Origin of the sequence: Streptomyces asiaticus, assembly GCF_018138715.1 — a bacterium.
Classification (GTDB): Bacteria; Actinomycetota; Actinomycetes; order Streptomycetales; family Streptomycetaceae; genus Streptomyces; species Streptomyces asiaticus.
Genome location: NZ_JAGSHX010000006.1, coordinates 7,348,545 through 7,362,110 on the forward strand (window position 1 = coordinate 7,348,545; position 13,566 = coordinate 7,362,110).

The 13,566-nt window shown below is 66.9% G+C and carries 10 protein-coding genes, 1 pseudogene and 1 CRISPR repeat array (1 of these 12 cut by a window edge); of the genes and pseudogenes, 10 read left to right on the forward strand and 1 reads right to left on the reverse strand.

All coding sequences use genetic code 11. The features are described from left to right. The first annotated feature begins 480 nt into the window (after window positions 1-480). The gene (locus tag KHP12_RS39220) at window positions 481-1,536 is read left to right on the forward strand and encodes an AlbA family DNA-binding domain-containing protein (RefSeq protein WP_211834227.1); all 1,056 of its coding nucleotides are present in this window, start codon (window positions 481-483) and stop codon (window positions 1,534-1,536) included. 219 nt (window positions 1,537-1,755) lie between these two features. On the opposite strand, the pseudogene KHP12_RS51615 reads toward KHP12_RS39220, so the two are convergent. Beyond that, window positions 1,756-2,158: pseudogene (locus KHP12_RS51615) on the reverse strand (hypothetical protein); the annotation flags it as partial. 444 nt (window positions 2,159-2,602) lie between these two features. On the opposite strand from KHP12_RS51615, the gene KHP12_RS39230 reads away from it, so the two are divergent. From KHP12_RS39230 to cas2e, 9 genes are all read left to right on the forward strand, one after another. Beyond that, window positions 2,603-3,313, forward strand: coding sequence for a hypothetical protein (locus KHP12_RS39230; RefSeq protein ID WP_211834228.1), 711 nt, complete (start codon window positions 2,603-2,605; stop codon window positions 3,311-3,313). A 514-nt stretch (window positions 3,314-3,827) separates the two neighbouring features. Next, window positions 3,828-6,737 (forward strand): CRISPR-associated helicase Cas3', encoded by a 2,910-nt coding sequence (gene cas3, locus KHP12_RS39235; RefSeq protein ID WP_211834229.1) that lies wholly within the window; start codon window positions 3,828-3,830, stop codon window positions 6,735-6,737. After that, window positions 6,730-8,460 carry a type I-E CRISPR-associated protein Cse1/CasA gene (casA, locus tag KHP12_RS39240; protein ID WP_211834230.1) on the forward strand — a complete coding sequence of 577 codons (1,731 nt, stop codon included), beginning with the start codon at window positions 6,730-6,732 and terminating at the stop codon, window positions 8,458-8,460. Before cas3 ends, casA begins: the two co-directional genes overlap by 8 nt. Further along, window positions 8,457-9,152: a type I-E CRISPR-associated protein Cse2/CasB gene (gene casB / locus KHP12_RS39245; RefSeq protein ID WP_211834231.1), complete on the forward strand. Its 696-nt coding sequence runs from the start codon at window positions 8,457-8,459 to the stop codon at window positions 9,150-9,152. Before casA ends, casB begins: the two co-directional genes overlap by 4 nt. Continuing rightward, complete coding sequence (gene cas7e, locus KHP12_RS39250) at window positions 9,149-10,366, forward strand: type I-E CRISPR-associated protein Cas7/Cse4/CasC (RefSeq protein ID WP_211834232.1); 1,218 nt, start codon at window positions 9,149-9,151, stop codon at window positions 10,364-10,366. Before casB ends, cas7e begins: the two co-directional genes overlap by 4 nt. Then, the gene (cas5e, locus tag KHP12_RS39255; protein WP_211834233.1) at window positions 10,363-11,100 is read left to right on the forward strand and encodes a type I-E CRISPR-associated protein Cas5/CasD; all 738 of its coding nucleotides are present in this window, start codon (window positions 10,363-10,365) and stop codon (window positions 11,098-11,100) included. The genes cas7e and cas5e overlap by 4 nt, the downstream gene beginning before the upstream one ends. After that, entirely contained in the window at window positions 11,100-11,885 is a 786-nt protein-coding gene (gene cas6e, locus KHP12_RS39260; RefSeq protein ID WP_211834234.1) for a type I-E CRISPR-associated protein Cas6/Cse3/CasE, read from the forward strand. Before cas5e ends, cas6e begins: the two co-directional genes overlap by 1 nt. A 4-nt stretch (window positions 11,886-11,889) precedes the next feature. After that, window positions 11,890-12,867, forward strand: a complete 978-nt coding sequence (cas1e, locus tag KHP12_RS39265; protein WP_211834965.1) for a type I-E CRISPR-associated endonuclease Cas1e — start codon at window positions 11,890-11,892, stop codon at window positions 12,865-12,867. Then, window positions 12,864-13,220 carry a type I-E CRISPR-associated endoribonuclease Cas2e gene (gene cas2e, locus KHP12_RS39270; RefSeq protein ID WP_211834235.1) on the forward strand — a complete coding sequence of 119 codons (357 nt, stop codon included), beginning with the start codon at window positions 12,864-12,866 and terminating at the stop codon, window positions 13,218-13,220. Before cas1e ends, cas2e begins: the two co-directional genes overlap by 4 nt. Before the next feature lie 83 nt (window positions 13,221-13,303). After that, a CRISPR array of direct repeats spans window positions 13,304-13,566; the repeat unit is 29 nt; unit sequence CTGCTCCCCGCACCCGCGGGGATGGTCCC; it runs 193 nt beyond the window's last position.

Genomic DNA, 13,566 nt, shown 5'->3' on the forward strand with positions numbered 1-13,566 from the left:
CAGGAGGAAGGACTGCTCCCTGCACCCGCGGGGATGGCCCCAGCCTGGTGAACGTGTCGATCACCTTGGGGGTCTGCTCCCCGCACCCCGGGGATGGCCCCACGGTGGAGCACGCACTGTACGGACGTATGCGCTACTCCCCGCGCCCGCGGGGATGGTCCCAGCCTCGCCGCCGCGGCGGTCGGCCGCGAAGCCTGCTCCCCGCACCTGCGGGGATGGCCCCACCCAGGACCAGATCGCAGCCACCCGGGTGCGCTGCTCCCCGCGCCCGCGAATGGCCCCACAAGATCCTCAGCCGCTCCATGTGCGGCTCGCTGCTCCCCGCGCCAGACGGGATGGGAGCTGTGGGGTGCGTGGTGGGTTGAGCTGAGTGTCGGGCCAGGAACCTAATGTCCCGGGCAGAATTGGCAGGCGACCAGGATCGGCACCTTGCTATAGGACGTCGTAAATGAGCAACATCTGTCGCTTCACTGTGCAATCATGCCCACTATGCCTCTTATTGCAAGTGCCGACTGCGCGAATCGAAAGCACCATGAGGAGTGGGAACTCACTCTGAGTTCCGGCGGCGTACTGAAATGTAGGTTCTCCTTCGGGAATGTCGAGATGTCATGGGACCCCGGAGAAAGTCCCGACGTCCCCGCATACGAACTAACCCAGGAAGCTTCCGTTTTACTCGGGAAAAAGGCGATCCTAAGTAACTGGAAAGAAGGTGAAGTGCCCGAAGTTGCTGTCTACTCCAAGGAATCAAATACGGACGTATACATGATGGTCGTTTTTCATCAAGCCGCAGAGAAAGATGCGCTAACCCACGCCGCCGAGCATCTTCGTCGAAACGGCCTAATGATGGTTAAGGCGGATGCGAATATTGATGGAGCTGGGACATGCGAGCTCGCGTGCAGGCCAATCGAGGGAGCAACGGCCCAAATGTCCGAGCTTCTTGAGATCGCAACATATCTACATCGAAGCACGTTGAGAATCCCTGAATTGCAACCCGCCTCAGCTGCGTCTGCGCTAGCCACCCTACAGGAAGGAGACGTGTGGAAGTTCATTGGTCTTAAAGAGAATGAATGGCTAGAAGTTAAAGCTCAACTGCCAGACATCAGCAAAGCGTCCGGAAAATTCACGCTCGCGAAGGACGTTACCCAATTCGCTAACTCGCGAGTCGGCGGGGTGTTGATTTACGGATTCTACACCAAGAACTCTGGCCAGGGTGACGTGATTCGGAAAGTGTCGCCAATCTCGTTTTCCCGCCGAACAGAGGAAGCAATACAGGCAATTCTGCAAAGCCACACATACCCTTCCGTTACGGGTCTACTCGTCCACGCTACTCCTATTGATTCTGGCCATGTTGTGTGCGTCTATGTTCCGCCCCAGAGCGACTCAGCAAAGCCTTTCATCGTTGAAGGGTCGGGACTTTCCGAACTCGGAAAGGGTAATGTTTTTTCGGTACCAGTCAGAAGTGGTGACCGAGTTGCTCAAATCACGGGCAAGGCTCTTCATGTGCTGCTCGCTGGAAAAATACCACTGTCGGGCTGAGGTCGATTCCACGCCGTCGTGGCCGTACGCGTGACGCGCGATCGACGTCCCGAGTAGCCCCCGCTAGGCTTCGGTTGTACGGCAGAGAGGCGCAGTAACCACAGCAGCCGAACACATCCAGCGGCGTATGTCCCAGGCCGTCGCACGACCTATATGCCTGCTGGCACCCGCACCGCATAGAGATACGTATCAAAAGACTTCTGACATCCAGGACTGACATCAACGACGCCGGACAGGGGCGTCCACCAGCGTCCCTCTCAGACCGCCGCACCCGTCACCAACCGCAGCCGAGCCGGGCTCGGATCGAACTTCTAGTGCGGGGCTCATCTGGGTATGACGGAAACGGAGCCAGTCCGCGAGCGTGGAGAAGTCGGTGTCCACGAGGCCCTTGGCTGGGTCGACGCGATGAAGCAACGACGGTTCAGGGTGATTGACGTCGACCCACAGGCGGTCCATGGCGCTGATCTCGTCGTCGATCCAGATGAACGGCCGACCGTCGGCCCACTCGACGAGGTGGCGAGTCTTCCAAAGCAGGCCCGCGCGGGCCTGTGTCGGCACACAGGGCTGGCCACTTCACCACGGGCAACCTCGGCAGTTCGACGCGTGGGGAGACGGCCTCGTTTTGCCGCCTCCGTCCTTCTCTGAACTAACAAGTCGAGAGCTCATGCTGACGGTATGTAAAGTTCTGTCAACTAATGTCCACTGTCGTCGTGCAGCTCCCCGCGGCGCCAAGACTGGATCCATGGACATCGACGAGAGTCGCAACTCGGAAATTGACCCCGAGGGCGGGAGGCAGTGGAGCGATTGGCCCATCCGGGTGTTGATTGCTCTCCTATCGGCCGTCGTCGGCGGGGTAGCACAAGCTGTCGCAGAAAATCTGATGGGACCCTGATTAATAGCCTTGGAAGGAGTAATTGTGACGGGGGGAAGGGTTAGGCGCATTGCAATGCCGTCGGAAGCACAGTTGGGGCGTGGGCCCCATCGGGTGATGCTGACGGAATTACATGCACTGTATCGGAACGCCGGATGTCCGAGCACTCGCAGAATCAGCTCGACAGTAGACAAGATGGATTCCGCGAAAGATGTTATTTCGCATCAGGCGGTTGCAAACATCCTGAATGGAAAGAATTTCCCTGCTTGGCCAAAGGTGGAGGTTCTGGTTGCCGCTTTGCTCTTCCTGGCGGGTTCGGTGGCTGATCGGCCCCAAATGGACAGGATTCGCGACCTTTGGCTAGCTGCGCACTACGAGGAAGAAGGGGCCGCTCCATCGGTCGGATTCATCAGTAGTTCGTCTATCGATGCGCCGTCACGGCCGGACCAGTCGGACCGTTCCGCCGAGCGTGATCCCTCGCCCGAGACAGACCCTTCCACCACTTTCTCGCCCGAGGAGCTGCGCGGGGAAGACTCCGAATATGAGAACGTGACGGATGAGGACGTGTCCGATACCCCAACGGGGGGCGGAGGGTCCGACGCAGCCTATGAGGAGATGCGCGTCCGATTCATCTCAGGCGCTTCGTCCGGTCCGGCAATGTTCTCACTTGATTTCTTGGCCGGGGTGTTGCAGGTGACCGTAAACAGCCAGCATCCTCTGGGGTCGTCGATAGCTCGGGTAATGGAGCGCGGCGACGATGAGGCTTCCCGGCTCGTGAAACTCATGCTCATTTCGTGGGCACGCATGGAAGATGAAATCCCTAACGCGCGGATGCGGGCCCGAGTAGCGGATATCCGAAATGACTGGGGCCGCTATGCGCGGTGGCTGGAAGAGCCCGAAGGGTAGCACGATTGCCGGATTCCCCTCTCTCTCAAGGAGGCGAGCACGGAGCTGCTCCCCGCACCCGCGGGGATGGTCCCAAGGGCGCCGCCGAGTTCGCCACGCGCGCACGCGGCTCCCCGCACCCGCAGGGATGGTCCCGATATGGCTCCGTCCTCCGCGTTCTCTGGTGCCTGCTCCCCGCACCCGCGGGGATGGTCCCGAGGTGGAGATGGGGCACGCCGTGGTGAGCCTCTGCTCCCCGCACCCGCGGGGCCTTGCCTTGTTTGGGCAGGTATAAGGCATCTTGTAGTTCCCCATGTGCTCCGCAAGCTGCGCTGATCTCCGGGACGAGCGCACGTGATGGAGGGGTGAATCATGGCTCGAGCGCAAGCTGAACTTGACCGCAGTGGGGCTCGCAGGAGGTAGGGGCTTTCAAGGGGCAGTGTGGTGGTGCCCTCTGGTGTGCACCGCCGGTCGATAGTGCGGTTTCTGTCCGAAAGCGAATGCTTCGTCGGAACCCTTCCTGTACTTATCAGACATGGCATTTGGGGGCGAGTTGAGTCCGGGATTGAACGATCGGCTCAGTGGGCCAGCGCGGACGGTGTGGGCCAAGCATGACCGGGACGGTCACGGCTGGCTCCCGTTGTGGCGGCACATGGAGGACAGTGCCGCGGTGGCGGGGCGGTTGTGGGATGAGTGGCTGCCGGGCAACGTACGGGCCCTGATTTCGAGGGCGCTGCCGGGTGGGCTTGATGATGGGCGCCGTCTGGCGGTCTGGCTGGCGGGGGTACACGACATCGGAAAAGCGACGCCCGCGTTTGCTTGCCAGGTCGAACAGCTCGCGTATGCGATGCACGATCAGGGCCTGGAGATGAAGACTCTGCGGCAGTGGGGAACCGATCGTCGGATGGCTCCGCACGGGCTGGCCGGGCAACTGCTGCTTGCCGAGTGGTTGGAGGAGCGGCATGGGTTCACGGTGCGGCAGTCGGGGCAGTTCGCAGTCGTGGTCGGCGGGCATCACGGGGTGCCACCGGATCACGGGCAGGTCAAGGGGCTTGATGACCGTGAGGATTTGCTGCGTACGCCGGGGGAGAGTCGGGCACAGTGGCTGCGGGTGCAACAGGAGTTGCTGGGGGCGTGTGCCGAGGAGTTCGGGGTCGCTGGGCGGTTGGGTGACTGGCGGTCGGTGAAGCTGCCGCAGCCGGTGCAGGTGCTGTTGTCGGCGCTGGTGATCGTCGCCGACTGGATCGCCAGTAACCCCGACCTGTTCCCGTACTTTCCGCAGGCGGCGCACCAGAGGGGCGAGGAGCGGGTGGCGGCCGCCTGGCGGGGTCTTCAACTTCCGCCGCGTTGGCGGGCCCCGGAGCCGGTCGAGGGCATACCGGAGTTGTTCGCGTCGCGGTTCGACTTGCCTTCCGGGGCCGAGGTGCGGCCGGTGCAGGAGGCGGCGGTGGGGCTGGCACGCACGATGCCGGAGCCGGGGCTGCTGGTGATCGAGGCGCCGATGGGCGAGGGCAAGACGGAAGCGGCGCTGGCCGCAGCGGAGATTTTGGCAGCCCGTTCGGGGGCGGGCGGTGTCTTCTTCGCTCTGCCGACGATGGCAACGGGCAACGCGATGTTTCCACGGCTGCTGGACTGGCTGAAGCGGTTGCCGACCGAGGACGGTGCGCGGTTGTCGGTGCTCCTGGCGCACTCCAAGGCCGCGTTGAACGAGGACTTCGCGGATCTGCTGCGTGCGGGTACGCAGCAGATCGCGGCCGTGGGGCTCGATGAGGAGGACCGGCCGGTGCGGCCGGGTGGTGAGGGGAGCGCGGCGTCGGCGGAGCTGGTGGCGCACTCCTGGCTGCGTGGCCGAAAGAAGGCGATGCTTTCGTCGTTCGTCGCGGGCACGGTGGATCAGCTGCTGTTCGCGGGCCTGAAGAGTCGGCACTTGGCGCTGCGGCATCTGGCGGTCGCGGGCAAGGTCGTGATCATCGATGAGGTACACGCCTACGACACGTATATGAGTACGTATCTGGACCGGGTGCTGTCGTGGCTGGGCGCCTATGGGGTGCCGGTGGTGGTGCTGTCGGCGACGCTGCCCGCGTCGCGGCGGCGGCAGCTGGCCGAGGCGTATGCGGGTGAGAGCGCGGATGGCTGCGCCGAGGGGTTCGACGCGGTGGAGGCGGCGGAGGCGTATCCGCTGCTGACCGCCGTGGCTCCGGGGTCGGCGCCCATGTTGGAAGCGCCTCCTGCGTCCGGTCGCAGTAGCGGCGTCCATCTCGAACGCCTGGAGGACGACCTGGGCGTGCTCGCGGACCGGCTGGAGGCCGAGCTGGTGGACGGCGGATGCGCGCTGGTGGTGCGCAACACCGTCCAGCGGGTGCTGGAGACGGCTCGCGTGCTGCGCGAACGGTTCGGTGAGGGCGCGGTCACGGTAGCCCACTCGTGCTTCATTGACGTGGACCGGGCGGCCAAGGACGCGGCGTTGCTGTCACGGTTCGGTCCGCCGGGCAAGGCGAAGGATCGGCCGACGCAACGGCACATTGTGGTGGCCAGCCAGGTTGCCGAGCAGTCCCTGGATGTCGATTTCGACCTGCTGGTCAGCGATCTGTGCCCGGTGGATTTGCTGTTGCAGCGGATGGGGCGGCTGCACCGGCACCAGCGCGGCGATGGCCAAGCGGAGCGCCCCTCGCGGCTGCGCACGGCACGCTGCCTGCTCACCGGGGTGGACTGGGCAGGAGAGGTTCCGGCTCCGGTGCGCGGCTCGGTCGCCGTCTACGGGGAGTACCCGCTGTTGCGCTCGGCCGCCGTCCTGCTGGACCACCTGGGCGGCGAGGCGCCGCCGGTGCGGCTGCCGCAGGACATCAGTCTGCTCGTCCAGGGCGCGTACGCGCGTGATTCTTCTGCGCCCGCAGGTTGGGCGGAGGCCATAGCTCGGGCACGGCAGCGGTACGAGGACTTCCGCGGGGATCAGGCCGAGCGGGCGGCGGTGTTCCGGCTGGATCCGGTGGGACGGCCCGGTCGACCGCTGATCGGCTGGGTCAGCGCGGGGGTGGGCGACGCAGATGACACCCGCGCCGGGCGCGCCCAGGTCCGCGACGGCCGGGAGAGTCTGGAGGTTGTCGTGGTGCAGCGGCGTGCCGATGGCGTGCTGACGACCGTCGACTGGATCGACCCCGGCAAGGCCGGACTGGAGCTCCCCGAGGATCGTGCGCCCGATGCGCGGGCGGCGATGGCCGCGGCGGCCTGTGGGCTGCGCCTGCCGTACCAGTTCTCCTTCCCTGAGGTGCTGGACCGGGCCATCGCGGAGCTGGAGCAGTTCTGCCCGCAAGCCTGGCAGGGCAAGGAGAGCCACTGGCTGGCGGGCGAGCTGATTCTCGTCCTCAACGCCGATTGTCAGACCCGTCTGGCAGGGTTCCAACTCCGCTACAGCGACGTGGACGGACTCGAGGTGACGCGTGACTGACTTAGCAAGCACCGGCGGCGGCCCGCCATCGTTCGACCTGACCTCCCAGCCGTGGATCCCGGTGCTGTACCGGGATGGTCGGCAGGACGAGCTCTCGCTGTGCGAGGTCGTCGCTCAGGCGTCGGACCTGGCGCGGATCGTAGGGGATGTTCCCACGCAGGAGTTCGCGTTGCTGCGACTGATGCTGGCGGTCGCGCACGACGCCCTGGACGGGCCGCGGGATGCCGATCAGTGGGCCGACTGGTGGGAGGACGAGGATTGCTTCGCCTCGGTGCCCTCCTATCTGGATGCTCACCGGGAGCGGTTCGATCTGCTCCACCCGGTCGCGCCGTTTTTCCAGGTGGCCGGTCTGCGCACTTCCCGCGACGAGGTGTTCTCGTTGAACCGGATCGTTGCCGATGTCCCCAACGGAGAGCCGTTTTTCACCGCTCGCATGCCGTCGGTGGAGCGGCTCGGTTTCGCCGAGGCCGCACGCTGGGTGGTGCATGCCCACGCCTATGACACCTCCGGTATCAAGACGGGCGTGGTGGGCGACAGCCGGGCCAAGAACGGCAAGGTGTATCCGCTGGGTGTGGGCTGGGCGGGCAATCTGGGCGGGGTGTTCGCCGAGGGGGACACGCTGCGCGAGACGCTGCTGCTGAATATGGTCGCCCACCACACCAACAGGCACCGTTCCGACCCGGATGACCGGCCGGCCTGGCGGCGCGAACCCTGTGGCCCAGGCGCTGCCCCTGGGCGGCGGCCGACGGGGGTTCGGGACCTGTACACCTGGCAGGGGCGCAGGCTGCGGCTGCACTTCGACAGCGACGGCGTCTATGGAGTGGTGCTCTCCTACGGTGATCCGTTGCCCCTGCACAATCTGCACGAGCGTGAGCCGATGACCGTGTGGCGGCGCAGTGTGACCCAGGAGAAGAAGCTTGGCGAGCCCCAGGTCTATATGCCGAAGGGGCACAATCCCGAGCGTGTGGTGTGGCGTGGCCTGTCCTCGCTGCTCGCCGAGCGTGCGACGGCATCGCAGACCACCGAGGCCGCCCCTGAGCTCGGCGCCGGAGTCCTGGAGTGGATCGCCCAGCTCGCGACAGCGGAGGGGTATCTGCCGCGCGGGACCCGTTTCCGGGCCCGGATCGTGGGCGCGGTCTATGGCACTCAGCAGTCCGTGATCGACGAGATCGTCGACGACCGCCTGTCCATGGCCGTGATTCTGTTGAACCGTCAGGACCGCAGGTATGCGCAGCAGGCGGTCAGCGCGGTGGCCGATGCTGACGAGGCGGTGGCCGCCCTGGGCGATCTGGCCGTCGACCTCGCTCGCGCCAGTGGAGCGGCCACCGAGGGGCCCCGTAGCCGGGCCCGCGAGCAGGGGCACGACGCGCTGGACGCCCCATACCGGTCCTGGCTCCAGAACCTGGGTGGTGCTGCCGACCCCGAGGAACACCGCACGCGGTGGCGGACCGAGACCCACCGCATCATCCGCCGCATCGGCGAGCAACTGATCGCGGGCGCGGGCGACGCCGCGTGGCAGGGCCGCACCATCACCACTGGCAAGGGCGACTTGTGGCTCAACTCCGCCTACGCCGAACGGTCGTTCCGATATCGGCTTGCCAGGGTTCTCGGCGATCCAGAAGGCCTCAAGGCCGACACCGCCGCGCCGGAATCCCCGGGCGATGGTCCTGCGGACCTGGGTCCTGAAACCCCCGCAGCAGAAGCAGAAAGGGTCACAGCATGACCACCGCCACCCATGCGAAGCCCATGGCCGACCGCGTCAGGGATCTCGTCGCCGACACGATCGGTCCGTTACAGCACGAGCTTCTGCGTGACGGCCCCAAGGCCGTGGCGACGCTCGCCAGACTCCGCCGAGGAGCGGGCAAGCAGCCGCACCAGGTTCCCGACCTGCTCGGACTGATCGACACCGAACCGCTGTACGACACAACTGCGGACGGGCGGCTGCCGGGGGAGCAGCCGCTGACCCGCGCCGAGGATGCCGTGCACGTCGCGATGACCCTGTGGGCAGTGCACCAGCAGTCCCGCAGCACCGAGATGCACCGGCCCCACCGTACGGACGCACCGGGCGGGCTGGGAGCCGCCGTACGCCGACTGATGATCGAAAGAGACGCCGGCGATGCCGTCCTGAAGCGGTTCGTCCGCATCGGCACCGCACCGGATCTTCCGACCCTTGCCCAGCGCCTCCGGGAAATCATCGTTCTGCTGCGCGAGGAGGACATACCGCTCGACTATGCGCTCCTGGCCCGGCAGCTCTACCAGTGGCAGTGGCCACAAGGCCCCGAGACCGTCCGCCGGGCCTGGGGCCGCTCCTTCCACGCCTACCGCGCTCCCAAGGGCGATCGCTCCACAGGTACCGGTGCGCCCGGCACAGACGCCCCGTCCGACTCCGACACGACATCCAAGGACGACTCGTGAACCGCATCTTCCTCGACGTACATGCCCTACAGACCGTGCCGCCCAGCAACCTCAACCGGGACGACACCGGCGCGCCGAAATCGGCGGTGTACGGCGGGGTTCCGCGGGCGCGGGTCTCCAGCCAGGCGTGGAAGCGCGCCACCCGCGGCTACTTCAAGGACGCACAGCTGCTCGACCCGGCGGAGCTGGGTGTTCGAACGAAGAAGGTCGCCGAACTCCTCGCCACCCGCATCATCGAGCTCGACACCTCGATCGGCGAGGCCGACGCGCTGCACATGGCCGCCGCCGTCATCGAAGCTGCCACCGGAATGAAGCTGGCGGCCCCCGAGCGCAAGACACGCGGCGCGAAGGCGAAGGCTGCGGCGGGCGAGGAACCAGTCGACGAGACCCCCCGGTCGAAGTACCTGATGTTCCTCAGCGCCCGGCAGCTCAATGGCCTGGCCGCCCTGGCCATCGACGGCGCCGCTGACATCACCGCGTACCTGAAGGACAAGGACAACAAAGCGCGCGCCAAGCAGATCGCCGACACCGGCCACTCCGTCGACATCGCTCTGTTCGGCCGCATGGTTGCCGACTCCACCGACTTCAACGTCGACGCGGCCTGTCAGGTCGCCCACGCGATCAGCGTGCACCGGGTGGACAACGAGACCGACTACTTCACCGCCGTGGACGATGAGAACACCGAGGCCGAGAGCGGCGCTGGCATGATCGGCACCGTCGACTTCAACTCCGCCACCCTCTACCGCTACGCCTCGGTCAGCATCCACCAGCTCGCCGCCAACCTCGGCGAAGGACTGCGCGAGGACGAGCCGGTCACCACCCCCGTGCGGCGTGCCGTGGAGGCGTTCGTGCACGCCTTCATCGCCTCACTGCCCACGGGAAAGATCAACACCTTCGGAAACCACACGCTGCCCGACGCGGTTGTCGTCACGCTGCGCACCACCCGACCGATCAGCTTCGTGGCCGCCTTCGAGGAGCCCGTCACCGCTGAGGCCGACACCGGGCACCTGCGTGAGGCCTCCGCCCGACTCGCCGCCTACATCCCCGAGATCGAACGGGCGTACGGCGACGAGGAGTCCACCCGCACCTGGGTCCTGCGCGTCGGCTCCGCCACCGACAAGCTGGCCGAAGTCGGCGAGAAAGTGCCCGCCTTGTCCGCGCTCGTCGAGGCCGTCGGCACCAGCGTCGCCGAGCGCATGGAGAAGCCCGCATGAGCGTGCTCACCCTCCGGCTCGACGGCCCCTTGCAGGCGTGGGGGGCCTCGGCCCGATTCGCCCGGCGCACCACCGAGTCCGCCCCCACCAAGAGCGGCATCATCGGCATGCTCGCCGCCGCCCGGGGCATGGACCGCGGCGACGACACCGAACTGGCCCGCCTGGCCGCGCTCCGCTTCGCCGTCCGCATCGACCAGCCCGGCGCCCGAGTGCGCGATTACCAGACCGCGCGGCACCAGATCACAAAGGTCTCCATGCCCGTCTCGGAACGCTACTACCTGGCCGACGCCGTGTTCGTCGCAGCAGTCGAAGGCGAGGACGAACTCGTCGACCTCCTCGACGCCGCACTGCGCGCCCCCATCCACGCTCCCTTCCTCGGACGGCGCTCCTGCCCGCCGGCACGCCCCGTGCGGCTCGGCGTGCACCACGAAACGGACCTCCCCCAGGCTTTGCGGGACGAGCCGTGGCAGGCAGCACCCTGGTACCGCAAAAAACACGACCGACAGCCCACCGTCCCACTGACTGTGCTGCGTGAGGCCCGCCTCGGCGAGAACGGCGCGGATTTCCTGCGTGACCAGCCCCTCAGCTACGCGGCCGAGCACCGCCGCCATGCCCTGCGCCCCGTGGTCACCGAGACCGTGGAAGTACCCCACCCCGACGTCCAGGCCGCCGCGATGACCACGATGCGCGTGCCCGAGCACGACCCTCTCGCCGCCCTGGAGGAGAGCAACTGATGTACCTGTCCCGCTTCCGGTTCAACACCGCGCGCCCAGGGGCCCGGCGTCTGCTCTCCTCCCCGCAATCGCTGCACGCGGCCGTGATGTCGTCCTTCCCCCACCTGCTGCCCACCGGCAGCGGTAGCGGCGCGGCCGACGGAGCACGGGTGCTGTGGAGGCTGGACCGCAACGCGGCCGCCGAGGTCCTGCTGTATGTCGTCAGCCCCGACCGGCCCGACATGACCCACCTCGTGGAACAGGCCGGCTGGCCAGCAGCGGCCACTACGGAGGCCCCCGGCTGGCAGAGCCGCCCCTACATCCCGTTCCTCGACCGGTTGACGGAGGGGAGCGTGTGGGCGTTCCGCCTCACGGCCAACCCCGTCCACCAGATCCGCAGGAAGGAAGGCGAACCGACCAAGCGGACCGCGCACCTGACCCCCATCCACCAGATGGACTGGCTGCTGAACCCGCAACGCCAGGAGCGCGGCGGATTCCTCATCTGCGAGAAACCTGCGGACAAACGCCTCCTGCCCAGTGGCACCACCCACCACAACAGGCCGCACCACGGCGACAGGTACGAGCTGATGGTCCGTGACCAGCGCAACCTGTCCTTCCCGAAGCAGGGACCGGACAACACCTCAAAACGTCACCAGGTCACCCTGGTCACCGTCACCTACGATGGCCTGCTCACCGTCACCGACGCCGACCGGCTCCGCGCCACCCTTACCCAGGGCCTCGGCAAGGCCAAGGCATACGGCTGCGGCCTGATGACCCTCGTACCGCTTCCCGCGAAGGCCGGGTGAGATGGTGACCACCGTCGGCCGACGCCCCGCGCTCACCCCCAGGCACCTGACCCGCACCGGCGAGCGCCTCTCCTTCGTCTACCTGGAACGGTGCCTGGTCCACCGCGACGCCAACGCCATCACCGCCGAAGACGCGGACGGCACGACTCACATCCCCTCCGCCACCATCGGCACCCTCCTCCTCGGCCCCGGCACCCGCATCACCCACCAGGCGATGAGCGTCCTCGGCGAGACAGGAGCAGCCGTCGCCTGGGTCGGCGAGCACGGCGTGCGCTACTACGCTGGCGGCCGCGCCCTGACCCGCTCCGCCGCCCTCGCCGAAGCCCAGGCCGCCAAGTGGGCCAACCCCCGCACCCGACTCGCTGTCGCACGCGCCATGTACCGGCTGCGCTTCCCCGACGAGGACCCCGCCGGCCTCACCCGGCAGGAACTCCTCGGCCGCGAGGGACGCCGAGTGAAGGACTGCTACCGCGAGCACGCCGCCCGCACCGGGGTCCCCTGGCGCGGACGCCGATACACCCCGGGCGACTTCACCAGCGGTGATGCCGTCAACCAGGCCGTCACGGCAGCCGCACAGTGCATGTACGGCATCGCCCACGCCGTCGTGGCCTCCCTCGCCTGCATCCCGGCGCTGGGCTTCGTCCACTCCGGACACGAACTGTCCTTCGTCCTCGACATCGCCGACCTGTACAAGACCGAGATCGGTATCCCCGTCGCCTTCGACGTCGCCGCAGAAGACGACCAGGACGTTGGAGCCCGTACGCGCCGCGCACTACGGGACCGGATCAATCAGACGTCCCTGCTGGACCGATGCGTCGACGACATCAAAGCCCTGCTTCTGCCGAACGCCGCGGAAGGGACTACGGCCGTCGATCCCGACGCGGACCGCGTCGTCCTCCACAGCGACGGCGGACGCCAGGTGCAGGCTGGCCGCAACTATGCCGAAAGCGACGGCCCGCACAGCGACGAGGTCTTCTGGTGACCGTCATCGTCTTGACCAACTGCCCGTCCGGCCTTCGCGGCTTCCTTACCCGCTGGCTCCTGGAAATCTCCGCCGGGGTCTTCATTGGCAACCCCTCGGCCCGCGTCCGCGACGCCCTGTGGGATGAAGTTCGCCAATACGCGGGCCAAGGCCGCTCCCTGCTCGCCCACACCACCAACAACGAGCAAGGCTTCACCTTCCGCACTCACGACCACGCTTGGCACCCCATCGATCATGAGGGTCTGACGCTCATCCGACGCCCCCACTCCAAAGCACAGCAGACCACCGGCGTGCCGAAGCCAGGCTGGAGCAAGGCATCCAAGCACCGCCGCTTCGGTAGGCGGGCCCGATAATGAGCCAAATCACCGAATTGCCGGAACCGGCGAAAGTGTGGGAAACGGGCCTCTGCCCACGCTGAACCCGCAGGTCACGCAGTCTGCTCCCCGCACCCGCGGGGATGGTCCGTCAGCGCAAGCTATCCGGACAACTGCGGAGCGCTGCTCCCCGCACCCGCGGGGATGGTCCCGCCCGTGGCGAAACCATCGCCACCGTCGTGATCTGCTCCCCGCACCCGCGGGGATGGTCCCGGTCGAGGCCATCCGCGTGGGGGTCCGCTGGGCTGCTCCCCGCACTCGCGGGGATGGTCCCTCCCGGGGCGGCCGGATCGCCTGCCAGCACACCTGCTCCCCGCACTCGCGG